Below are 20,776 nucleotides of genomic sequence, written 5' to 3' on the forward strand. Positions count from 1 at the left end.
GTGTCCCCGCTCAGCCGGCGGCGAGGGTCACGAGGCGTTCCCCGTCCGCGGTGCGCACCTCGTAGCGGGCGATCTGGTCCGGGTGCAGCGCGGCTCCGCCGCGCATGGTGCTCGGCCCGGCGCCGTGCCCGGTGGCGTTCCAGCTGGTGACCGTCTGCTCCGTGCCGTCACGGCCGACGGCGATCAGGCGGCAGGAGCGCGGGCCCGCCCCGTCCCTGACCTCGAGCCGCACCCCGGTGCCCCAGGCCTCGTCCTCGGTGGTGATCCGCGCCCACACCCCGGACCGCTCGTCGGTCGCGGTGAGCCGTACCGCCGCGTCGGCCCGGCTCGCGTAGAGCGCCACCCCGGGACCGGCCACGGCGCACACCAGCGCCGCGGCCACGGCGTACAGCACCCGCCTGCGGACGGTCCGGCGGCGGGCGGCCACCTCGGACACCAGGCGGTCCAGCAGCCGCGGTCCGGGCCGGGTCACCGGAGTGACGAACCGTGGTGTCGCCTGCCGGTACAGCATCAGCTGACGGGTGGCCGGACCGAACTCGGTCACCTGCGCCGCGCACCGGGGGCACTCCATGAGGTGGTCCTCGAAGCGGAACGCTTCCGCCTCGTCCAGCACGCCGAGCGCGTAGGCGCCGACGTCGCGATGCCTCTCCAGGGACCTCATGCCGAATCCTCGTACCGTTGGGTGCGGGTGGGGTTACTCCTTGCTCCCACCCGTACGCACCGCACCGCCGATTCATTCAAGGCCCGGACAGAATCGAGACCAAGGGATTCGGAGCGGAACGGCCCGTGGATTGGTCGCCGCCCGAAGGAAATCGGTGGGCGGGTCGCGACGCCTAGAAGAGGTGGATGGCGAGGTGGCCGAGCGGCAGGCCCAGCTGCCAGGCCGGCGTCCACACCTTCGGCCCCTCGTCCTCCCCGGCGACCGCCCCGCCCGGCACCGCGTTCAGGTCGGGGGCGAGCAGCTCGGTGTCCTGGAGCCAGCGCCAGGCGGCCCGGGCGAGTTCCAGGTCCGGGGAGTGCCGGCCGGCGGCGACCGCGTCGGCCGTGACCTCGGCCAGTCGCTCCCGCACCCACGCGTGCCAGGGCTGGTCGTAGGCGGTCAGTGACAGCCACGTCTCCAACCGGGTGATGACGCGGATGCCGCTGAGCTCGTCCTCCGTGTCGGACAGGAAGACGGTCAGCGCCAGCGCGTCGCGCCCGGCGCGGAACTCGAAGGACGTGGGCGGCATCAGGTCGCCGGTCCGCAGCAGCTCGTCGGCGATGTACTCGGCGTACAACCACGCCATGGGGACGGCCAGTTCGCCCCCGGCGGGGCCGTCCGTGCTCTCTCTGCCTCTGTGCGGCATCCCTTCCTGCCTTCCTCCGGTGCGTGCGCGTCGCCCGACCCGGGTCATGGGCCCCCGTCCGGAACACGGATGAGGACAGCCGATTACTCAACCGGGGTCCACGGCAAGGCGCTTTACGGAGGCTTGACCAAAAGGTCGGTTTCACCGCAGGTCGGCGGCGTATCCCGGTAGCACCCTGCGCAGGGCGCGCAACGCGTAGTACGCGCGGGACTTCACGGTACCGGGCGGGATGCCGAGGGCTGCCGCGGCTTCCGCCACACTCGCCCCCTGGAAGTACACCAGCACCAGGACTTCACGGTGCTCCGGAGTGAGTGTCTTCACAGCCTCGCGCACGTCCAGGGCCGCGGCGGCCCGTTCGGCGTGGTCGGCGCAGACCCGCGCGTTCTCCAGCACGGCGTCGCCGACCTCCGGGGGCCGCGCCTGCCGGGCCCGGCGCGCGTCGATGGCCAGGCGCCGCGCCACCGTGAGCAGCCAGGGCCGTACGGAGTCGAAGTCGTCGGCGCGCAGCGCCTCGGGGTGCTGCCAGGCGCGGACCAGGGTCTCCTGCACCAGGTCCTCCGCGCGCTGCCGGTCGCCGTCACTGAGCCGCAGCAGCAGCGCGAACAGGGGCCGGCCGTGCTCGCGCTGCAGTGCGGCGAGCTCGTGCTCGGCGGTCGTTCCGTGCGTCCTGTCCCTCAGGGTGATTCCGGCCGTCATGGCCGTATGGCATCGCAGGGCGTCGTCGGGGGACAGGGCGCGCGCACGGATGTGCGACGGACGGTCGATCGCGTCGACGAACGGTTCGACGAACGGTCGGGGCACCCCGTTCGCGCACACCGGACGGGCTAATGAGCGTGTCGGAGCCGCACGGGGCAGCGCGCACCTCATTTCCTGTTCGTAGGTAAATGTGACTAATCATCGGTGTGTGCGACCCCAGCGGAGCGAACGGATGATCACACGCAGTCGGCAGGTGGCCCTGGCCCTGACCGCCCTCCTCACCGTGGGCGCGGCCTGCCAGGCCCGCGACCACGAGCCGCCGCGACGACCGGCCCCGGCCCCGTCCGCGGCGGACACCGGCGTCTTCACCCTGGTCGCCTCCGGCGACGTACTGCCCCACGACTCGATCATCGAGCGGGCCCGCTTCGACGCGGGCGGCACCGGCTACGACTTCCGCCCCATGCTCGCGGGCGCCAAGCCCGTCGTCTCGCGCGCCGGCCTCGCCCTGTGCCACATGGAGACCGTGTACGGCGCGCACGGCGACTACAGCGGCTACCCCCTCTTCAAGTCCCCGCCCGAGGTGGCCGAGGCCCTCGCCGCCACCGGCTACGACGGCTGCTCCACCGCCTCGAACCACAGCGTCGACGACGGCGCCGACGGCATCCGCCGCACCCTCGACGCGCTGGACCGCGCCGGCGTGCGGCACGCCGGAACCGCGCGCACTGAGGCCGAGGCGCGCACCGTGACGGTTCTGCGTGCGGGGCGGGCCGAGGTCGCCCACCTCGCCTACACCCTCCACACCAACGGCCACCCCGTGCCCGACGGACAGCCCTGGGCGGTCGGCATGATCGACGAGGAGCAGATCGTCGCGGACGCCCGGGCCGCGCGTGCGGCGGGCGCGGACATCGTCGCCGTGTCCCTGCACTGGGGCACCGAATGGCAGGACGAGCCCGACCAGGACCAGCTGACCCTGGCCGAGAACCTGACCGCCGCCCGCAGCGGCGAACGCCCCGACATCGACCTGATCCTCGGCACCCACGCCCATGTCCCGCAGGCGTACGAGAAGGTCAACGGCACCTGGGTGATCTACGGGATGGGCGACCAGATCGCGGGCGAGATGATCAATGGCGACGGAGAGCGCGACCCGCGCGGCAACCAGTCGACCATCGGCCGCTTCACCTTCGCCCCGCCCGCCCGCTCCGGTGAACGCTGGCGGGTGACCAAGGCCGAGTTCGTCCCGCAGCTCTTCGACGTCGACGCCGGCCGGGTGGTGAACCTCAACCGCGCGCTGGAGAAGGGCGCCGAGGTACGGGCCGTGCGCGACCGCATCCGCGACGTCGTGCTCAGCCGGGGCGCGGCCGAGGACGGGCTGGTGATGGGGGAGTAGCTCAGTCCTCGTCCACATGGTCCAGAGCGGTCACCATCGCCCCGAGCACCCGCAGGCACGTCCCGATGTCCGCGTCGGTGAGACCACCGCCGACCTGGCGCAGTATCCGGTGCTCCCGGTCCAGGACGGCGGTGATGGTCTGCCGCCCCCGGTCGGTGGGCCGGATCAGTGAGGACCGCCGGTGCGCGGGGTTGGGGACGCTCTCCACCAGGTCCTGCGCCGCCGCCTCGTTGACCATCCGCTGCACGAACTGACGGCTGATCGCCTGGGCCCGGGCCATCTGCGGCACGGTCATCGGCCCGCCCCGGTGCAGCAGGGTCAGCACGGCGCGGACGCCTACCGACAGGCCGTCCGCCGCCAGGCCCTGCTCGACGCTGCGCTGCGCGCGCCGGTAGAGGGGGCCGACCAGGTCGTACACCTCGGTGAGGCGCCGGGCGAGGGCGTCCGGAGGGAGGGGGTCGTCGATGTCCTTCACGTTCTCCATCATGACACCCTGGTTGCCAATCTCCCGCCCTCATGACACCTTGGTTGTCATGATGGCTGCTTCGGACCTGCGCTTCTTCGCCTCCCCCGACGGTGACCTGGCCTACCGCGACACCGGGGCCGGCGACCTCGTCGTCCTGCTCCACCCCGGCTTCACCGACCACCGTGTCTTCGACGCCCAGATCCCGGTCCTGGCGACCGGCCACCGGGTCGTCGCCCCCGACGTCCGCGGTCACGGCTCCTCGGCCAACGCGACCCGGCCGTTCCGCTGGGCCGACGACCTCGCCGCCCTGCTGCGCCACCTCGACGCGGGCCCCGCGGTGCTCGTCGGCGTGTCGATGGGCGGTGCCATCGCCACCGACACGGTGCTGGAGTACCCGGAGCTGGTCCGCGCGGTGGTGGCATGCGGCGCGGCCACCAGCGAGTTCGCGTACACCGACCCGTGGGTGCGGCAGGTGCAGGCCGACCAGGCCCGCGCACTGGCAGCGGGTGACGTCGAGGGCTGGCTCACGGCGTTCCTGCGCTTCGTCCCCGGGGAGCACCGCGACCTCGACGACGTCGACCCGGCCGTCCTGCGCCGGCTGCGGGAGATGGCCTCCGGCACCCTCGCCAAACACACCCCGGACGAGGAGAACCACCACGTGCCCCTGACCGGCACCTGGGCCCGCGTCCCGAAGATCGACGTCCCGGTGCTCACCGTCAACGGCTCACTGGACGCCGCCGACCTGATCGCCGAGGCGGAACGGCTCGCCCGCACGGTCCCGGAGGGCCGCTCCGCCACCGTCGAGGGCGCCGCGCACTACCCCAACATGGAGCGGCCCGAGGCCTTCGACGAGATCCTCCTCGACTTCCTCCGCGGACTGCCGCCCGTCGGCGGCTAACGGCGCGCCAGCTCCGACTTGCGGTACGAGTAGCCGAAGTAGATGACCAGTCCGAGCAGCAGCCACACCGCGAACCGCGCCCAGGTCTGCCACTGCAGGAAGGTGATCAGCCAGATCGAGAAGACGATCCCCAGGGCCGGCACCACCGGCATCCACGGCGTCCGGAACGTGCGCGGCAGGTCCGGCTGCCGGTAGCGCAGCACGATCACCGCCGCGCACACCACCACGAACGCCAGCAGGATGCCGATGTTGGTCAGCTCGGCCGCCTCGCCGATCGGCAGGAACCCGGCGATCGCGGCCGACGCCACCCCGACGATCCAGGTGACCCGGGTCGGCACGTGCCGCGTCGGGTGCGTCTTCGCGAACCACTTGGGCAGCAGCCCGTCCCGGGACATGGAGAACCACACCCGGGTCACGCCGAGCATGAAGGTGAACATCACCGTGAGGATGCCGATGATGGCGCCCACCGCGATGACGTCGGCCAGGCCGCTCAGCCCCACCGACTTGAACGCCGTGGAGAATCCGCTCTCCGGGTCGATGTCCTTGTAGTCCTGCATGCCGGTCAGCACCAGGCAGGCCGCCACGTACAGCACCATCGAGATGACCAGCGAGTAGATGATCGCCTTCGGCATGTGCCGCTGGGCGTCCTTGGACTCCTCGGCCGCCGTCGACATGGCGTCGTAGCCGAAGACCGCGAAGAAGACCGTCGCCGCCCCGGTGAAGGCTCCGCCGACCCCGAAGGGGAAGAACGGTTCGTAGTTCGCGGTGCTGATGTGGAAGACGCCGACCGCGATCACCAGCAGCACCACCAGCACCTTCAGGACGACCACGACCATCTCGAAGCGGGCCGCGTTCTTGATGCCGAGCGTCAGCAGGTACGCGATCAGCAGGCACAGCACCGCCGCGAAGAGGTCGACCTTGTGGCCGTCGCCGGTGCCGGGCGCGCCCAGCATCCAGTTCGGCAGGTCGGCACCCAGTTCGCCGACCAGGAAGCTGAAGTAGCCGGAGATGCCGATCGCGACCACCGCCACGATGGCCGTGTACTCCAGCAGCAGGTCCCAGCCGATGAACCAGCCCACCAGTTCGCCGAGGACCGCGTATCCGTAGGTGTAGGCGGAGCCCGCCTTCGGGATCAGTCCGGCGAACTCGGCGTACGACAGCGCCGCCGCCGCGCTCGCGACGCCCGCGATGAGGAAGGAGATGAGGACCGCCGGCCCCGCCGTGCCGTTGGCGACCGTACCGGCCAGGGTGAAGATGCCCGCCCCGATGATGCCGCCCACGCCGATCGCGGTCAGCTGCCACAGCCCCAGCGTCCGCTGCAGGCCACCGCCCTCCCCGCCCTCCGTGTCCTCGATGCGCTCGATGGGTTTGCGGCGGAGAACGCCCTCGCCCATACGGAACCCGGCCATGCGCCTCACCTCTTTGTGAACGGCAAACGGCTGACGGTGGATCATGATGACCCACACCCGCCCGCTACGGAAGCCGCGACGCACGCACCGCCCCGGACGGCCGCTACGGCACCACCGTCACGGGCCAGCGCCCCGCCTTCACCAGCCGCACCGCGACGGAACCGACGATCCGGTGCCCCGCCTGCTCGGAGGCGCCCACGACGACGGCGTCGGCCTTCAGCTCGTCGGCCGCCTTGACCAGGCCGTTGTAGGGATCGCCCCGGAAGGTGTGGAACTCCCAGCGGAGGTCGAATATCCCCTTGACCCGCTCGGTCGCGTCCCGGATCTGCGCCACCAGGTCCTCGGCGATCTCGTCGGTCGTCTCCGCCACCGGAGCCCCGAGCGAGGCGCCCGCCGCCAGCATCGGCTGCACGTACACCACGGCGAGCAGCGCGTGCTGCCGCCGGGCCAGACCGCCGGCGTAGGCGGCGGCCCGCAGCGAGGAGTCGGAGCCGTCCACGCCGGCGACGATGACCTTCGGCCCGTCCGTGCCCCGTTCGAACTGGTGGGAGTGCTGTTCCGTCACGCGGTGAGGCTATCGGAGTCACCCACGGTCCTCGGCCGTGCGGGTGGTCTCGTGCCGCCACGCCGGTGTTTCTCCGGTGCGCCGGTCCGCGACCGGGCGACTGATGAGTCATGAAGAAGGATCACTTGCTCACACGACGCCGCGCACTGCTCGCCGGCGCCGCGGCCGTGGGCGCGGCCGGCACCGCCGGCGCGCTCGCGGTGGGCACGGGGGACGGACCGGCCCGGCCGGTCGCCCCCGCCCCGGGCCCCGCGGTCCGCCGCCCGCTCCCCTCCTCCGCCTACCGCCTGCAGCCCCTGACCGGATACGGCGCACCCCGCGCCGCGCCGCGGCGGCCACCGGTGCGCAGCGAGCCGATCCTGCGGGTCTCGGGCCTCGGCCGCACCATGATGCTCACCTTCGACGACGGGCCCGACCCCCGCTACACCCCGGACATCCTCGACACCCTGGCCAAGTACGACGTGCGCGCGACGTTCTTCGTGTGCGGGGAGATGGCGGACCACCACCGTGGCCTGCTCTCCCGGATGGCCGACGAGGGACACGTCGTCGGCAACCACACCTGGTCCCACCCCCTGCTGACCCGCCTCACGCGGCGGCGCATCCGCTCCGAGATGGAGCGCACGAGCGAGGTCGTCGAACGGGCCTGCGGCGAGCCGCCCCGCTGGTTCCGGGCGCCGTACGGGGCGTGGAACCGCGCCGCCTTCCAGCTCGGTGCCGAACTCGGCATGGAACCGCTCGCCTGGACCGTGGACACCCTCGACTGGACCACCCCCGGCACCGGCACCATCGTCGAACGGGTGGAGGACGGCGCCGCCCCCGGCGTCGTGGTGCTCTCGCACGACGCCGGGGGCGACCGCTCGCAGACCGTCCGGGCCCTGCGCTCCTATCTGCCCGAGCTGCTGGACTCCGGCTACCGCCTCACCGTCCCCCGGCGCCGGTACGCCTGACGCCCGTCGCGCCCCCCGGCCGGGGCCCGCTCAGCGGACCCCGGTCATGCGGGCGAAGGCGACGACGTTCCCCTCGTATCCGTTCTGCTTCGAGAACCCGCCGCCGCAGGTGATGACCCGCAGTTCCGGGCCGCCCTTGGAGGCGTAGACCCGGTCGCCGGGGAAGTCGTCCTTCTCGAAGACCTCGATGCCGTAGATCTCGAAGACCGCCGTCTTCCCGTCCTGACGGCGCACCTCCACCGTGTTGCCCTTCTTGAGCGCACCGAGCCCGTAGAAGACGGCGGGCCCCTGCTGGTTGTCGACATGGCCGACGACCACGGCGGTGCCCTTCTCGCCGGGGGAGACCGCGCCGGTGAACCAGCCGGCCAGGTTCGGGTCCTCGGCCGGCGGCGCGTCGACCCAGCCGTCCGCGTCGAGACCGACCGGCATGATCGGCGCGTCCACCTGGATGGCGCCGATGGTGACCTGGTCCGGTACCGAGTAGGCGAGCGGGGCGACACCCGGGGCGGCGCCCTCACCCGGCGCGACGCGGCTGTCCGAGGCCGCGGCCGAGGCCGGCTGCGGCGGGCCCTGGTCGAACTCCCCCGAACCGTTGCGGATGAGCGCGAGCCCGGTCAGCAGGACCAGCGCTATCACGCCCCAGGGAGCGCGTTTCCTCCGCCGCTCCTCCTCTTCGGCCCATTCGGACGCATCCATTGGCCATCCCCTCTCGACCCGGCCGTCGCCCGGTCGTCCGCGCATACGAGCACGCTAAGCGGAGCGCGTCCGACCGGCGACGGGGCCGCGGCGAACGGGTGGTGGCCCGCCCTGGCGTGAGCCATCCGGGACGGTCCGGCGGGAAATTTCTGACGGTCCGTGACCTGCGGCGATATCCGGTCGCACGGCTCCGGCCCGGCACGCCCCTCACCAGGACGGACCATTCCCGAAATGCGGCCCCGCGCACGGCAACTGAGGGTCTTTCTGGGAGGCGCTTTCTCGCCGATCGACCGGGGACGGGTCCCGGGGCGTCTTCCGCGGAGGATCACATGCGCAACACTCGTGCCCTCGCGGCAGCCGGCGCCGCGGTCGCTGTCCTCGGGCTGGCCGCCCCCACGGCCACCGCCGGCGGCGACCACCACCAGCCGAGCAACATCGTCGCCCTGCCCAGCGTGATCGCCCGCGGCGGCCAGATGACCGTGACGGTCGACGGCTGCCCGCAGGGCGGCACCATGACCTCGGACGCGTTCCGGACGACCCACCTGACGCCGGTCCGGGGTGCCAACGAGACGTCCAGGGGTACCGCCACCATCAGGCAGGACGCCCGGCCGGGTTCGTACGACATCACCGTCAACTGCTCGGGGCGGCGGCTCACACGGCCGGCCGCCTTCACCGTCATCGGCGGTGTCCGCGGTGGCATCGGCGGCAGCAGCTCCAGCGGGGCGACGCCGACCGACATCGCGATCGGCGGCGGGCTGGTGGCCGCGGCCGTCGCCGGCGGTGGCCTGTTCTGGATGCGTCGCAGGGCCGAGCGGCGGATCTGACCGGGTCCCGGCCGTGACGGACGGGCTCCGCCTTCGGGGGGCGGTCCCGTCCGGTCCCTGCGGACCGCGCCGGTGTCCCACCTTCCGTATCGCGCGGTGCACGCTCGCGCGGCGCACGCACACGGCTTCGCCCCGGACCGTCGCGGGTCCGGGGCGAAGCCGTGCGAGCGCGCCGCGCACAGGCGAGGGTCAGACGCCGTCCTCGCCGGTACGGCGCCGCCAGAGGTGGTACGCGGCGCCGGCCGAACCGGCGACGAGGGCGAGGCCGAGCCCGATCTCCCGCACGTCGAACCCGGCGACACTGCCCCCCTCGCCGGCGTGCACGCCCTTGTCGGGGTGGCCGGACTCTCCGGAGGGGTGGTGGGAGTGGCCGCCCGCGATGGTCAGGTCCACGGTGCCGGTCCTGCCGTCACACGCGAACGTCACCTGGTAGACCGCTCCGCGTCGGGCGTCCCGGTCGACCCGTGCGGTCGCCGACGACTCGTGCCGCGGGATGGTGACCGTGTCGAACACCGGCGCCTCGACCGTGACGCGTCCGTGGCACCCGCCGGCACCCCGGCCCACCCCCACCGTGACCTCGCCGCCCGGTGCCACGGTGGCGGGACTGACGGTGAAGCCGAACGTCGAGCTGCCGCCCACGGCCGCCCCGGCCGGTACGCAGCCCGAGAGGGCGGCGGCGCCCAGCAGTGCGACCGAGGCGACGGGTATCGCGCGCATGGTGAATCCTCCGGTCCCCGAGGAGCGGCGGCGGACCTGTTCCGCACGTGCCTGGAGTGCACCTCGATGGTCGGAACGCTAGGAAGGCGGAGACCCCGGCGCGATCTCTGTAGGGCGAACGGGGTACGCGTGTGGGCCGGTCGGGGGACGGGGCCGGAGTGTCGGACGCCCCCCGGCGGGACCCCGTGCCGGGGCTGCCGAGGGGCGCGGTCGCGTGCGGGCGCGAGGGGCCCGCCGAGGGGGCGCCGAGGGGGCGCCCCTCAGTCCCCGGCCCCGGGGAAGAGATTGACGAAGGGGTCCGTGGACGCCGCTACGCCACGGCTGAACGGTGCGTCGAAGTCCCAGATCAGGAAGAGCAGGAACGCGATGAGCGCCGAGAACAGTCCGGCGAGGATCAACTCGCGGGGTGTACGCCGGATCTGGAGGGCGAAGACCATGCCGACCGTGACGACGCCTCCCGTGATGAGCCCGAACCACACCACGCCCGGCATGGTCGCCCCCATCGACTCCGCCCGGGCGATGCGGGCCTGGTCCGCGGCGGTCACCTGGTCGACGAGCGGCTGGTACGCCTGCGCCTCGAAGTCCGACTTCGGCTCGTAGTCCGTGACGTCGGCGCGGACGCGGTCGAGCAGTTCGGCACCCCGCCCGGTCATCTCGCCGCGGTCGGCCATGGTCTTCCACTCGGTGGACACGACGTGTCCGACATAGGCGTTGACATCCTCCCGGATGCGGTCACGGACGTCGGGCGGATAGACCCGGACGCGTTCCGAGATCTCGTGCAGCGCCACCGCCTCCGTCTGCACGTGGTCCTGGGCCGCGCTGCGCGCCTCCCAGACACCCGCGATGGCCAGACCCAGGACGATGGCGTACACCACACCGATCCACATCGTCATGTACTCGATGACGTCCGGGGTCTCGGTGATGTCCTCGTCGTCGGAGGCCCGGCGGTGCCGTACGAGGGTGATGATGACCACCACGGCACAGGCGGCCAGCATCGCGAGGGTGAGAACAAGCCATTCCGGCAAAGGGGGCTCCAGGGATCAGCGCGCTCGGAGCGCGGCGACGGCGACCACCGCGGGCACCGTGATGAGCAGGACGAAGACGAGCGGTGACGTGGTCCCGCGGGAGGTCCGCTGCTGGGGCCGGGCGGCGCGGTAGCGCGGGTAGTGCACCGGGCTCAGCGACGGTCGGGGCGCGGGCGTCGCCGACGGGGCGGGCGCGGGAGCCGCGGGACGGGCCGGCGCCGGTGTGGGGCTGGGTGTCGGAGTCGGCGTGGGCGTGGGCGCGGGCGGCTTCGGTGCCGGTCGCGGAGGGGGTGCGGGAGGCGCCTCGGGCCTCGGCGCCGGCGGTTTCCTGGGAGGCTCCGGGGCGGGAGGCGGTGGGGGAGGGGGCTTCGGCGGCGGAGGTGTCGGTGTCGGCGTGGGTGTGGGCGTAGGCGTGGGGGTGGGTGTCGGAGTCGGCTCGGGGCACGGCGGGAAGCCGGGCCAGGTGTCGCTCCCGGCGACTGCCACCGCGTGCGTGCCACCCGGTCCGGTGGACGCATACGCGCAGGCGTCCGCCTGCGCCGGGCCGATCGGTGCGCCGACGAGTGTGAACGTCAGTGTCACCAGGGCCAACACCCGTCCGGAAGGGACGGATCGGGACGGTTCGGGTCCATGCACGACGCAGATCATGGAGCCTGGCGGGCCCCGCCACACGCGATCACCGGACGATTGGTCCGAAGGAGGGACACGGAGCGGTCGCGGGTTTGACCGGCGCACACCCGCCCGCGGCCGGGCTCGAACTTGCGTACGGGCAGGGGTCCGGAGTGCGGGAGCGTCCACCGCCGAGAAGAAAAAGGCGCGCCGCGTTGAACACAACCGGCTCCCCCGTGCGTACCCAGTGTCGTGCGGCGGCGCGGCTGCCGTCCCAACACCTTCGTGACGATCGGGGATTGACGATGAAGACCTCCTGGCGGAGCGCCTCACTCGTGGTGAGCGCCGCGGCGGTGCTGGCGCTGACGACGGCGTGCGGCCAGGACGGCGGCACCACCACCGGCAGCCAGAACGTGGGCGCCACCGCGGCGCCCGGCGACGTCGGCGACATCGGGGCCGGTGCCGGCGAGGGACTGGGCACCGGCGCGAACGGCGCGCAGGCGTCGGCGAGCGCGGCGGAGCCCGCGGGCAAGCTGTCCGTCTCCACGAACGCCGAGATCGGCGAACTGGTGACCGACGGCGCGGGACGCACCCTCTACCGCTTCGACGCGGACACCGCCAAGCCGCCCAAGACGACCTGCGAGAACGACTGCGCCACCGCCTGGCCGCCCGTGGCCGCCGACGATGCCCTCGCCGGCGAGGGCATCGACAAGGCGCTGCTCGGCGAGGTCACCCGGGCCGACGGCACCAAGCAGCTGACCATCGGCGGCTGGCCGGCGTACCGCTACGCCAAGGACACCGCCGCCGGCGACGTCAAGGGCCAGGGCGTGGGCGGCAAGTGGTACGCGCTCGCCGCCGACGGCAAGAAGGCCCAGGCGGCCGAGTCGGCGGCCCTGTCGACGCGTGAGGACCCGAAGCTCGGCGAGATCGTCGTCGACAAGAACGGTATGACCGTCTACCGCTTCATGAAGGACGAGGCCTGGCCGAAGCCGGTCTCGGCGTGCACCGGCGCCTGCCTGGAGAAGTGGCCGGTCGTGGCGCCGGTGGAGCCGGGCGATACGGAGGGCGTCGTGAAGAAGGACCTGATGACCTTCACCCGGCCCGACGGCGCCGAGCAGCAGACGGTCGACTGCTGGCCGATCTACACGTTCGCCGGCGACAAGAAGGCCGGCGACACCAACGGTCAGGGCGTCGGCGGCACGTGGTACGCCGTCTCGCCCGACGGAAAGCCGGTCGGCGCGCCCAAGAAGTAGCGACCTCGCGTCCGCCGGCCTCCGGCGCGCGACAGCGGGCCGTCCCCTCCGCACCCAGGCGGAGGGGACGGTCCTGTTCGTGCGCCGCCCTGTTCGTGCGCCCCGGCGTGGCGCGGTCCGCCGCGACGCGGGCGGCGCACGGCACGTGCCGCAGGCAGTGACCGGTAACGGATGGTCAATTTCCGGTTGGGCTCGCCCAGTCGGCGGGCGATCAGTAGCCTCTGCTCGAACACCGGATCGCCACTGCCTTGGAGAGCTAGATGGAGCGTCCCGCCTGGGCCCCTCGCAGCATCGACATCACGGTGCCCAGCGTGTCCCGCATCCACGACTTCTACCTGGGCGGTTCGCACAACTTCGAGGTCGACCGGGAAGCGGCGCGCAAGGCCATGGAGTTCATGCCGGGACTGCCCAAGATCATGCAGGCGAACCGGGCGTTCATGCGCCGGGCCGTGCGCTTCGCCGCCGGCGAGGGCATCGACCAGTTCCTGGACATCGGCTCCGGCATCCCCGCCTTCGGCGCCGTCCACGAGGTGGCCCGGGCCGCCCGGCCCGGCGCGCGCGTGGTGTACGTCGACCACGACCCGGTGGCGGTCGCGCACAGCGAGGCCGTCCTGGCGGGCGACGACCACGCGGACGTCGTGGGCGGCGACCTCCTCAAGCCCCGGGACATCCTCGCCGACCCCCGGGTGGAGCGCCTGATCGACCTGAATCGGCCGGTGGCTCTACTGCTGCTTGCCATACTGCACTTCGTGGAAGACGCGGACGACCCCTGTGCGGCGGTGGCCGACCTGAGCCGGGCGCTCGCGCCGGGCAGCCTGCTCGTCCTCACGCACGCCTCGTACGAGGGGATCCCGCTGCCCGCCGAGCGGGCCGGGGGTGCGGTGGGCGTGTACAAGGACATCCGCAATCCGCTGATCATGCGTTCGCGCGACGAGATCGCGCGGTTCTTCGAGGGGTACGACATGGTGGAACCCGGACTGGTTCCGATGCCGCGCTGGCGGCCCGAGGGGGCGCCGGAGGACGAGGACCCGTACGCGTTCTCCGGTTTCGCCGGCGTGGGACGTACGGCGTGAGCGCGGAGCCGGACGGGGCGGAGGACAGACTGCGCCGGTTCGCGACGATCTGGAGCCGCGCCGTCTTCCCGGTGACCTCGACGTCGTCGACCCGCCCCGAGTTCGAGGAGCAACTGCTGCCGCTGGCCCGTCGGCTGAGCGAGGTGCTGCGGGCGCGGAGCTTCGAGGCCGAGGACGCCAGGGCGGTCGGCGCCGCGCTCGTCGACGCGCACTGCACCGACCCGGAGGCGCTCGCCCGGACGCTGGACTGCATCGACGCCTACCTCGTGCTCTACTGCGGCGAGGACGGCGACCCCGAGCACCTGCGGGCCCGTTCGGCCCGGCTCCAGCACGCCATGGCGGCCGGGTTCGCCGGGTCGCTGCGCGCCAGGACCCTGGCCGAGCAGGAGGCCATCGCGCAGGCCGCCCTCCGGGCGCAGGGCGTGGTGGCCGAGGCGCTGCACGCCAGCGAGGCCCGCTTCCGCGCGGTCTTCGAAGGTGCCGCCATAGGCATCTGCATCGCCGACCTCGACGGCAACGTCCTCCAGGTCAACGGGGCGTTGATGCGCATGTTCGGCGTGGCCGCCCCGACGCTGCGCGGCCGCAACGTCCGGGAGTGGTCGCACCCCGACGACGCGCCCCAGACCTGGCGGCTCTACGACGAGCTGGTGCGCGGCGAACGCGAGGCCTACCACCTGGAGAAGGCCTTCTACCGGCCCGACGGCACCGTCCTGTGGACGAACCTCACCGTCTCCCTGCTGCGCGACGCCGACGGCAGCCCGCAGTACCAGCTGGCGCTGATGGAGGACACCACCGAGCGCCGGCTGCTCAATCTGCGGCTGCGCTACGAGGCCACCCACGACGCGCTCACCGGCCTGCCCAACCGCAGTTTCTTCTTCGAACGCCTGGAGAAGGCACTGAACGCTGGGCCGGGCCAGCGGTACGGCCTGTGCTACCTGGACCTCGACGGCTTCAAGACGGTCAACGACAGTCTCGGCCACGCGGCCGGCGACCGGCTCCTCGTGGAGGTCGCCGACCGCCTCCAGTCCTGCGCCACCGCACCCGGCGAGATGGTCGCCCGGCTCGGCGGCGACGAGTTCGTGGCGCTGACCACCGGCCCGGACACCCCGCGCGAGGTCGACGAACTGGCCGGCCGGATCATGAACGCGCTGCTCGCCCCGATCAGCGTCGACGGCCGCGAACTCACGGTCCGCGGCAGCATCGGCATCGTCGAGGGCCCGGCGGGGGAACGCAGTCCGGCGGAGGTGCTGCGCAGCGCCGACATCACCATGTACCGGGCCAAGTCGGCGGGCGGCAACCGCTACGAGCTGGCCGACCCGGAGGCCGACGCCCGCGTCATCACCCGGCACGGCCTGACGACCGCGCTGCCGGCGGCCCTGGAGCGGGGCGAGTTCTTCATCGAGTACCAGCCCCTGGTGCACCTCGGCGACGGCAGTGTGCACGGCGCCGAGGCGCTGGTGCGGTGGCTGCACCCGCAGCACGGTGTCCTCGGCCCGGACCGCTTCATCCCGCTCGCAGAGCACACCGGGCTGATCGTGCCGCTGGGCCGCTGGGTGCTGGAGCAGTCCGTGCGGCAGGCCCGCGTCTGGCGGGAGCGGTACGGCGAGAGCACCGCCGCCGGCCCGCTGCGCATCAACGTCAACCTCTCGCCCTGCCAGCTCACCCACCCCCGGCTGGTGCAGGACACCGTGGACATCCTGGAGCGGGCCGGGGTCGCGCCCGACGCGCTCTGCCTGGAGGTGACCGAGTCGGCGCTGATCGGCGCGGACGACGACCTGCTCAAGCCGCTGCGCCGACTGGCCGAGATGGGCGTGGACATCGCCCTGGACGACTTCGGCACCGGCTACTCCAACCTCGCCAACCTGCGCCGGCTGCCGGTGAGCGTGCTCAAGCTGGACCGCTCCTTCACCCAGAGCATGCAGCGCTTCCCGGCCGACCCCGTCGACCTCAAGATCGTCGAGGGCATCGTCGCCCTGGCCCACAGCCTGGACCTCGCGGTCACCGTGGAGGGCGTGGAGACCGGCGCCCAGGCCGAGCAGCTGCGCATACTCGGCTGCGACACGGCCCAGGGCTGGTACTACGCCCGTCCGGGCCCCCCGGAGCGCCTGCACGAACTGGCCCTGGTGGACGCCACGGGCTGACGGGAGTCCGGCTGCGGGACGGCCCGCGCGCCGTGCCGGGCACCGTCCCGGACGGCGGCCGCGGCCGCCGCGGCCGTGCGGACCAGGGTCGCGGTCGATGCGGAGCGGGCCTGTGCCGGCCGCGCCCGGCCGGTCCGCGGACCGCGGCTCACCGCTCCAGCAGCATCCGCTGCAGCTCCCGCGCCGCCCTCGGCGGAGCCACGTCGCTGCGGTGGGCCAGGGCGATGGTCCGGTGCAGACCGGGCCGGACCAGCGGGGTCACCCGCAGCCCGCGCCCGGACCGCGCCGCCACCATCCGCGGGACCACCGCCATCCCGAGGCCCGCCCGTACGAACCCCAGTACCGCGTCCATCTCCCCGCCCTCGACCGCGAAGTCCGGCTCGAAACCCTCCGCGCGGCACGCCGCCACGGTCAGCTCCCGCAGGTCGTAGCCGTGCCGGAACATCACCAGGCGCTCGCCCTCCAGGTCGGCGACGCGCACCGCCCGCCGCCCGCCGCCCGGTCGGGGCGACTCCGGCGAGGACACCACCACCAGGTCCTCCCGGAGCAGTTCCACCGTGGTCAGCGAAGGCGACGCGGTGGGCAGCGGGAGCACCACCAGAGCCAGGTCGAGCGCGCCGCGCGCGAGCTGCCGGACCAGGTCGTGCGAGCCGCCCTCCTCGATCATCAGCTGGATGCCGGGATACCGGTCGTGGAAGGCGCGCAGCACGTCCGGCAGCAGCCCGGTGCACAGGCTCGGGGTGGCGCCCAGCCGCACCCGGCCGCGCCGCAGCTGCACCAGTTCGAGGACCTCGTGCCGGGCGGTGTCCGCGTCGGCCAGGATGCGCCGGGCCAGCGGCAGCAGCGCCTCCCCGGCGTCGGTCAGGGTGATGTTGCCCCGCGCCCGCAGGAACAGGTCGGCGCCCAGCTCCCGCTCCAGCGCCTTGATCTGCTGGGACAGCGAGGGCTGGGCCACGTGGACGACCTCCGCGGCCCGGGTGAAGTGCCGGGTCTCGGCGACCGCCACGAAGTACCGGAGCTGGTGCAGCTGCATACCGCGAGCATACGACCCTCATAGCGAGAGCCTATGGAAACGAGGCGGACCATGTCTTGGACCGATGGGCCCCCGGCCCCGTAGCGTCCTGTGACATGGCTCTGGCAACGCGGACGGACCGACGGCCGTCCATGGCGCGCACCGTGTGGGACTCGACCGTCGGCAAGAAGACAGTGATGGCGGTCAGCGGTCTCGTCATGCTGCTCTACCTGGTCGTCCACATGATCGGAAACCTGAAGATCTTCTTCGGGACCGAGGAGTTCAACCACTACGCCCACTGGCTGCGCACGGTCGGCGAGCCGTTCATGCACTACGAGTGGACGCTCTGGCTGGTCCGCGTCGTGCTGGTCGTCGCCGTCGTCGCCCACGCCGTCTCCGCGTACCAGCTCAGCCGCCGCGACATCAAGGCGCGGCCCAGCAAGTACGTGCACAGGAAGAAGCGGGCGAGCTACGCGACGCGCACCATGCGCTGGGGCGGGATCATCCTCGCCCTGTTCATCGTCTGGCACATCCTGGACCTGACCACCGGCACCGTGCACTCCGGCGGCTTCGAGACCGGCAAGCCCTACCAGAACGTCGTGGACACCTTCTCCACCTGGTACGGCAACCTCATCTACATCGTCGCGGTGCTCGCCGTCGGCCTGCACGTCCGGCACGGCTTCTGGAGCGCCGCCCAGACCCTCGGCGCCGGCAGCCGCACCCGCGACCGGGTCCTGAAGACGACCGCGAACGTCCTCGCGCTGCTGCTCACGGTCGGCTTCGTCGCCGTCCCCGTGGGCGTCATGACCGGAGTGGTGAGCTGAAATGACGACCTACGCCGACTACACGACCGGTGAGCCGGTCGCCGACACCAAGGCCCCGGCCGGGCCCGTCAACGAGCGCTGGGACACCCGCCGCTTCGAGGCCAGACTGGTCAACCCCGCCAACCGGCGCAAGCAGACGGTCATCGTCGTCGGCACCGGCCTGGCGGGCGGCTCGGCCGGCGCGACCCTCGCCGAACAGGGCTACCGCGTCGTCCAGTTCTGCTACCAGGACTCGCCGCGCCGCGCCCACTCCATCGCCGCGCAGGGCGGCATCAACGCCGCGAAGAACTACCGCAACGACGGCGACTCGGTCCACCGGCTGTTCTACGACACCGTCAAGGGCGGCGACTTCCGCTCCCGCGAGTCCAACGTGCACCGCCTCGCGCAGATCTCCGTGGAGATCATCGACCAGTGCGTGGCGCAGGGCGTGCCCTTCGCCCGCGAGTACGGCGGCCTCCTCGACACCCGCTCCTTCGGCGGCGTCCAGGTCTCCCGCACCTTCTACGCTCGCGGGCAGACGGGCCAGCAGCTGCTGCTCGGCGCCTACCAGGCGCTCAGCCGGCAGATCGCGGCCGGCAACGTCGAGATGCACCCGCGCACCGAGATGCTCGACCTGATCGTCGTGGACGGGCGGGCGCGCGGCATCGTCGCCCGGGACCTGATCACCGGGAGGATCGACACGTACTACGCGGACGCGGTGGTCCTGGCGAGCGGCGGCTACGGCAACGTCTTCTACCTCTCCACCAACGCCATGAACTCCAACGCGACCGCCGTGTGGCGGGCGCACCGGCGCGGCGCGTACTTCGCCAACCCCTGCTTCACGCAGATCCACCCGACCTGCATCCCGCGCACCGGCGACCACCAGTCCAAGCTGACCCTGATGAGCGAGTCGCTGCGCAACGACGGCCGGATCTGGGTACCCAAGGCCAAGGGCGACGACCGGCCGCCGAACGAGATCCCCGAGGACGAGCGCGACTACTACCTGGAGCGCATCTACCCGTCCTTCGGCAACCTGGTGCCCCGCGACATCGCCTCCCGCGCCGCGAAGAACGTATGCGACGAGGGCAGGGGAGTGGGGCCCGGCGGCCAGGGCGTGTACCTGGACTTCGCCGACGCCATCGCGCGGATGGGCCGCGAGGCGGTCGAGGCCAAGTACGGCAACCTCTTCGACATGTACCAGCGGATCACCGACGAGGACCCGTACCGGGTGCCGATGCGGATCTACCCCGCCGTGCACTACACGATGGGCGGACTGTGGGTCGACTACGACCTCCAGACCACCGTCCCCGGCCTGTTCGCCGTCGGGGAGGCGAACTTCTCCGACCACGGGGCCAACCGGCTCGGCGCCTCGGCGCTGATGCAGGGCCTGGCCGACGGCTACTTCGTCCTGCCGGCCACCATCAACGACTACCTCGCCCGCAACCCGCACCGGGACGAGGTCGACGACACCCACCCCGTGGTCCAGGAGGTGCTGGCCGAGACCGAGGACCGGCTGCACGTGCTGCTCTCCGTCGACGGCGACCGCACCCCGGACTCCTTCCACCGCGAACTCGGCGAGCTGATGTGGGAGTTCTGCGGCATGGCCCGCACCGACTCCGGCCTGCGCAAGGCACTGGAGCGCATCCCGCAGGTCCGCGAGGAGTTCTGGCGGCGCATCAAGGTCCCCGGCACCGGCGAGGAGTTCAACCAGTCGCTGGAGAAGGCCAACCGCATCGTCGACTACCTGGAACTCGCCGAGCTGATGTGCCTCGACGCGCTGCACCGCGCCGAGTCCTGCGGCGGCCACTTCCGCGAGGAGTCCCAGACCCCCGACGGCGAGGCGGCCCGCAGGGACGACGAGTTCGGCTACGCCGCCGCCTGGGAGTTCACCGGCACCGGCGAGGCTCCCACCCTGCACAAGGAAGACCTGGTCTTCGAGTACGTCCACCCCACCCAGCGGAGCTACGCATGAAGCTCACCCTGCGCGTCTGGCGGCAGAAGAACGCCGGCGCCGACGGCGCGATGTCCACGTACGAGGTGGACGGCATCAGCCGGGACATGTCCTTCCTGGAGATGCTCGACACCCTCAACGAGGAACTCATCCTCAGGGGCGAGGACCCCGTCGCCTTCGACCACGACTGCCGCGAGGGCATCTGCGGCGCCTGCTCGCTGGTCATCAACGGCGACGCCCACGGCCCCGAGCGCACCACCACCTGCCAGCTGCACATGCGGTCCTTCCAGGACGGCGACACCATCGACATCGAGCCCTGGCGGGCCGCGGCCTTCCCGGTCGTGAAGGACCTGGTCGTCGACCGCTCGGCCTTCGACCGCATCATCCAGGCCGGCGGCTACATCACCGCCCCGACCGGCGCCGCGCCGGAGGCCCACGCCGCACCGGTTCCGAAGCCGGACGCCGACTTCGCCTTCGAGCACGCCGAGTGCATCGGCTGCGGGGCGTGCGTCGCGGCCTGCCCCAACGGAGCGGCAATGCTGTTCACCTCCGCGAAGGTGAACCATCTGAACGTCCTGCCGCAGGGCGCGCCCGAGCGGGAGACCCGGGTGCTGGACATGGTGGCGCAGATGGACGACGAGGGCTTCGGCGGCTGCACGCTGGCCGGCGAGTGCGCGACGGCGTGCCCCAAGGGCATCCCGCTGATGTCCATCACCAGCATGAACAAGGAGTGGCTGCGCGCCACGCGCAAGGCGGCGAGGCGCTAGCCCCGAGAACGTTCGCCGACAGGTGCGGACGGACGGGGCCGGGAGAGGTGCTCCTCCCGGCCCCGTCTCCACGCGCCCCTGGCATTCAGCAGCCCCACATCCACTCTCCCGGCCCAGGTCACGCACCGGCCAACCGGCAGCGGAAGAAACAGGTGCGGCGGACCGCACACCCCCGGTCCGCCGTCGCCGCC

The 20,776-nt window shown here is 72.5% G+C and carries 21 protein-coding genes; 10 read left to right on the forward strand and 11 right to left on the reverse strand.

Annotated elements, in window-relative coordinates:
• Nucleotides 1–10: 10 nt before the first annotated feature.
• From ACGF5T_RS21720 to ACGF5T_RS21730, 3 genes are all read right to left on the reverse strand, one after another.
• Entirely contained in the window at nucleotides 11–661 is a 651-nt protein-coding gene (locus ACGF5T_RS21720; protein WP_356605337.1) for a zf-HC2 domain-containing protein, read from the reverse strand.
• Nucleotides 662–833: 172 nt separating this feature from the next.
• On the reverse strand, nucleotides 834–1,346 hold the full coding sequence (locus ACGF5T_RS21725; protein WP_356605335.1) for a hypothetical protein: 513 nt from the start codon (nucleotides 1,344–1,346) through the stop codon (nucleotides 834–836).
• Between the two features lie 141 nt (nucleotides 1,347–1,487).
• Entirely contained in the window at nucleotides 1,488–2,042 is a 555-nt protein-coding gene (locus ACGF5T_RS21730; protein WP_356605333.1) for a sigma-70 family RNA polymerase sigma factor, read from the reverse strand.
• A gap of 232 nt (nucleotides 2,043–2,274) precedes the next feature.
• Between ACGF5T_RS21730 and ACGF5T_RS21735 the strand changes: the two genes are divergently transcribed.
• Nucleotides 2,275–3,429, forward strand: a complete 1,155-nt coding sequence (locus ACGF5T_RS21735; RefSeq protein WP_356605331.1) for a CapA family protein — start codon at nucleotides 2,275–2,277, stop codon at nucleotides 3,427–3,429.
• 1 nt (nucleotide 3,430) lies between these two features.
• Here ACGF5T_RS21735 and ACGF5T_RS21740 read toward each other — a convergent pair whose 3' ends face one another.
• The gene (locus ACGF5T_RS21740) at nucleotides 3,431–3,913 is read right to left on the reverse strand and encodes a MarR family winged helix-turn-helix transcriptional regulator (RefSeq protein ID WP_392888926.1); all 483 of its coding nucleotides are present in this window, start codon (nucleotides 3,911–3,913) and stop codon (nucleotides 3,431–3,433) included.
• A 49-nt stretch (nucleotides 3,914–3,962) separates the two neighbouring features.
• Between ACGF5T_RS21740 and ACGF5T_RS21745 the strand changes: the two genes are divergently transcribed.
• Entirely contained in the window at nucleotides 3,963–4,793 is an 831-nt protein-coding gene (locus tag ACGF5T_RS21745) for an alpha/beta hydrolase (RefSeq protein WP_356605329.1), read from the forward strand.
• On the opposite strand, the gene ACGF5T_RS21750 is transcribed toward ACGF5T_RS21745, so the two are convergent.
• Nucleotides 4,790–6,202, reverse strand: coding sequence for an amino acid permease (locus ACGF5T_RS21750; RefSeq protein WP_356605327.1), 1,413 nt, complete (start codon nucleotides 6,200–6,202; stop codon nucleotides 4,790–4,792). The genes ACGF5T_RS21745 and ACGF5T_RS21750 overlap by 4 nt on opposite strands.
• A 103-nt stretch (nucleotides 6,203–6,305) precedes the next feature.
• Nucleotides 6,306–6,767 (reverse strand): universal stress protein, encoded by a 462-nt coding sequence (locus ACGF5T_RS21755; protein WP_366766955.1) that lies wholly within the window; start codon nucleotides 6,765–6,767, stop codon nucleotides 6,306–6,308.
• Between the two features lie 110 nt (nucleotides 6,768–6,877).
• Between ACGF5T_RS21755 and ACGF5T_RS21760 the strand changes: the two genes are divergently transcribed.
• Nucleotides 6,878–7,714, forward strand: a complete 837-nt coding sequence (locus ACGF5T_RS21760; protein ID WP_366766954.1) for a polysaccharide deacetylase family protein — start codon at nucleotides 6,878–6,880, stop codon at nucleotides 7,712–7,714.
• A 30-nt stretch (nucleotides 7,715–7,744) separates the two neighbouring features.
• Here ACGF5T_RS21760 and ACGF5T_RS21765 read toward each other — a convergent pair whose 3' ends face one another.
• Nucleotides 7,745–8,410: a class F sortase gene (locus ACGF5T_RS21765; RefSeq protein ID WP_356605321.1), complete on the reverse strand. Its 666-nt coding sequence runs from the start codon at nucleotides 8,408–8,410 to the stop codon at nucleotides 7,745–7,747.
• A gap of 329 nt (nucleotides 8,411–8,739) precedes the next feature.
• Here ACGF5T_RS21765 and ACGF5T_RS21770 point away from each other — a divergent pair, with 329 nt between their 5' ends.
• Nucleotides 8,740–9,234 carry a hypothetical protein gene (locus tag ACGF5T_RS21770; RefSeq protein ID WP_356605319.1) on the forward strand — a complete coding sequence of 165 codons (495 nt, stop codon included), beginning with the start codon at nucleotides 8,740–8,742 and terminating at the stop codon, nucleotides 9,232–9,234.
• A 189-nt stretch (nucleotides 9,235–9,423) separates the two neighbouring features.
• Here ACGF5T_RS21770 and ACGF5T_RS21775 read toward each other — a convergent pair whose 3' ends face one another.
• From ACGF5T_RS21775 to ACGF5T_RS21785, 3 genes are all read right to left on the reverse strand, one after another.
• Nucleotides 9,424–9,951, reverse strand: a complete 528-nt coding sequence (locus ACGF5T_RS21775) for a hypothetical protein (protein WP_356605317.1) — start codon at nucleotides 9,949–9,951, stop codon at nucleotides 9,424–9,426.
• A gap of 260 nt (nucleotides 9,952–10,211) precedes the next feature.
• Nucleotides 10,212–10,976 (reverse strand): DUF4239 domain-containing protein, encoded by a 765-nt coding sequence (locus ACGF5T_RS21780; RefSeq protein ID WP_356605315.1) that lies wholly within the window; start codon nucleotides 10,974–10,976, stop codon nucleotides 10,212–10,214.
• Nucleotides 10,977–10,991: 15 nt separating this feature from the next.
• Nucleotides 10,992–11,123, reverse strand: a complete 132-nt coding sequence (locus tag ACGF5T_RS21785) for a hypothetical protein (RefSeq protein ID WP_356605313.1) — start codon at nucleotides 11,121–11,123, stop codon at nucleotides 10,992–10,994.
• 767 nt (nucleotides 11,124–11,890) lie between these two features.
• On the opposite strand from ACGF5T_RS21785, the gene ACGF5T_RS21790 reads away from it, so the two are divergent.
• From ACGF5T_RS21790 to rmdA, 3 genes are all read left to right on the forward strand, one after another.
• Entirely contained in the window at nucleotides 11,891–12,838 is a 948-nt protein-coding gene (locus ACGF5T_RS21790) for an SCO0930 family lipoprotein (RefSeq protein ID WP_356605505.1), read from the forward strand.
• A gap of 260 nt (nucleotides 12,839–13,098) precedes the next feature.
• Nucleotides 13,099–13,911, forward strand: a complete 813-nt coding sequence (locus ACGF5T_RS21795) for an SAM-dependent methyltransferase (RefSeq protein ID WP_356605311.1) — start codon at nucleotides 13,099–13,101, stop codon at nucleotides 13,909–13,911.
• Entirely contained in the window at nucleotides 13,908–16,052 is a 2,145-nt protein-coding gene (rmdA, locus tag ACGF5T_RS21800; RefSeq protein ID WP_356605309.1) for a cyclic Di-GMP phosphodiesterase RmdA, read from the forward strand. Before ACGF5T_RS21795 ends, rmdA begins: the two co-directional genes overlap by 4 nt.
• 148 nt (nucleotides 16,053–16,200) lie before the next feature.
• Here the strand turns inward: rmdA and ACGF5T_RS21805 are convergent, their stop codons facing one another.
• A complete protein-coding gene (locus ACGF5T_RS21805) occupies nucleotides 16,201–17,085 on the reverse strand; it encodes a LysR substrate-binding domain-containing protein (protein ID WP_356605307.1) in 885 nt (294 codons plus the stop codon).
• A 131-nt stretch (nucleotides 17,086–17,216) separates the two neighbouring features.
• On the opposite strand from ACGF5T_RS21805, the gene ACGF5T_RS21810 reads away from it, so the two are divergent.
• The 3 genes from ACGF5T_RS21810 to ACGF5T_RS21820 are packed head-to-tail and all read left to right on the forward strand — an operon-like array spanning nucleotide 17,217 to nucleotide 20,585.
• Nucleotides 17,217–17,888, forward strand: coding sequence for a succinate dehydrogenase (locus tag ACGF5T_RS21810; RefSeq protein ID WP_356605503.1), 672 nt, complete (start codon nucleotides 17,217–17,219; stop codon nucleotides 17,886–17,888).
• A 1-nt stretch (nucleotide 17,889) separates the two neighbouring features.
• Nucleotides 17,890–19,839, forward strand: coding sequence for a fumarate reductase/succinate dehydrogenase flavoprotein subunit (locus ACGF5T_RS21815; protein WP_366766953.1), 1,950 nt, complete (start codon nucleotides 17,890–17,892; stop codon nucleotides 19,837–19,839).
• On the forward strand, nucleotides 19,836–20,585 hold the full coding sequence (locus ACGF5T_RS21820; protein ID WP_356605303.1) for a succinate dehydrogenase/fumarate reductase iron-sulfur subunit: 750 nt from the start codon (nucleotides 19,836–19,838) through the stop codon (nucleotides 20,583–20,585). The genes ACGF5T_RS21815 and ACGF5T_RS21820 overlap by 4 nt, the downstream gene beginning before the upstream one ends.
• Nucleotides 20,586–20,776: the final 191 nt, after the last annotated feature.

The organism is Streptomyces sp. NPDC047853 (assembly GCF_043204535.1).
In the GTDB taxonomy this organism is placed as follows: Bacteria; Actinomycetota; Actinomycetes; order Streptomycetales; family Streptomycetaceae; genus Streptomyces.

Coding starts and splice junctions, on each gene's coding strand:
- ACGF5T_RS21720 (WP_356605337.1), bottom strand. CDS start 661: ATGAGGTCCCTGGAGAGGCATCGCGACGTCGGCGCCTACGCGCTCGGC.
- ACGF5T_RS21725 (WP_356605335.1), bottom strand. CDS start 1,346: ATGCCGCACAGAGGCAGAGAGAGCACGGACGGCCCCGCCGGGGGCGAA.
- ACGF5T_RS21730 (WP_356605333.1), bottom strand. CDS start 2,042: ATGACGGCCGGAATCACCCTGAGGGACAGGACGCACGGAACGACCGCC.
- ACGF5T_RS21735 (WP_356605331.1), top strand. CDS start 2,275: ATGATCACACGCAGTCGGCAGGTGGCCCTGGCCCTGACCGCCCTCCTC.
- ACGF5T_RS21740 (WP_392888926.1), bottom strand. CDS start 3,913: ATGGAGAACGTGAAGGACATCGACGACCCCCTCCCTCCGGACGCCCTC.
- ACGF5T_RS21745 (WP_356605329.1), top strand. CDS start 3,963: ATGATGGCTGCTTCGGACCTGCGCTTCTTCGCCTCCCCCGACGGTGAC.
- ACGF5T_RS21750 (WP_356605327.1), bottom strand. CDS start 6,202: ATGGCCGGGTTCCGTATGGGCGAGGGCGTTCTCCGCCGCAAACCCATC.
- ACGF5T_RS21760 (WP_366766954.1), top strand. CDS start 6,878: ATGAAGAAGGATCACTTGCTCACACGACGCCGCGCACTGCTCGCCGGC.
- ACGF5T_RS21765 (WP_356605321.1), bottom strand. CDS start 8,410: ATGGATGCGTCCGAATGGGCCGAAGAGGAGGAGCGGCGGAGGAAACGC.
- ACGF5T_RS21770 (WP_356605319.1), top strand. CDS start 8,740: ATGCGCAACACTCGTGCCCTCGCGGCAGCCGGCGCCGCGGTCGCTGTC.
- ACGF5T_RS21775 (WP_356605317.1), bottom strand. CDS start 9,951: ATGCGCGCGATACCCGTCGCCTCGGTCGCACTGCTGGGCGCCGCCGCC.
- ACGF5T_RS21790 (WP_356605505.1), top strand. CDS start 11,891: ATGAAGACCTCCTGGCGGAGCGCCTCACTCGTGGTGAGCGCCGCGGCG.
- ACGF5T_RS21795 (WP_356605311.1), top strand. CDS start 13,099: ATGGAGCGTCCCGCCTGGGCCCCTCGCAGCATCGACATCACGGTGCCC.
- ACGF5T_RS21805 (WP_356605307.1), bottom strand. CDS start 17,085: ATGCAGCTGCACCAGCTCCGGTACTTCGTGGCGGTCGCCGAGACCCGG.
- ACGF5T_RS21810 (WP_356605503.1), top strand. CDS start 17,217: ATGGCGCGCACCGTGTGGGACTCGACCGTCGGCAAGAAGACAGTGATG.
- ACGF5T_RS21815 (WP_366766953.1), top strand. CDS start 17,890: ATGACGACCTACGCCGACTACACGACCGGTGAGCCGGTCGCCGACACC.
- ACGF5T_RS21820 (WP_356605303.1), top strand. CDS start 19,836: ATGAAGCTCACCCTGCGCGTCTGGCGGCAGAAGAACGCCGGCGCCGAC.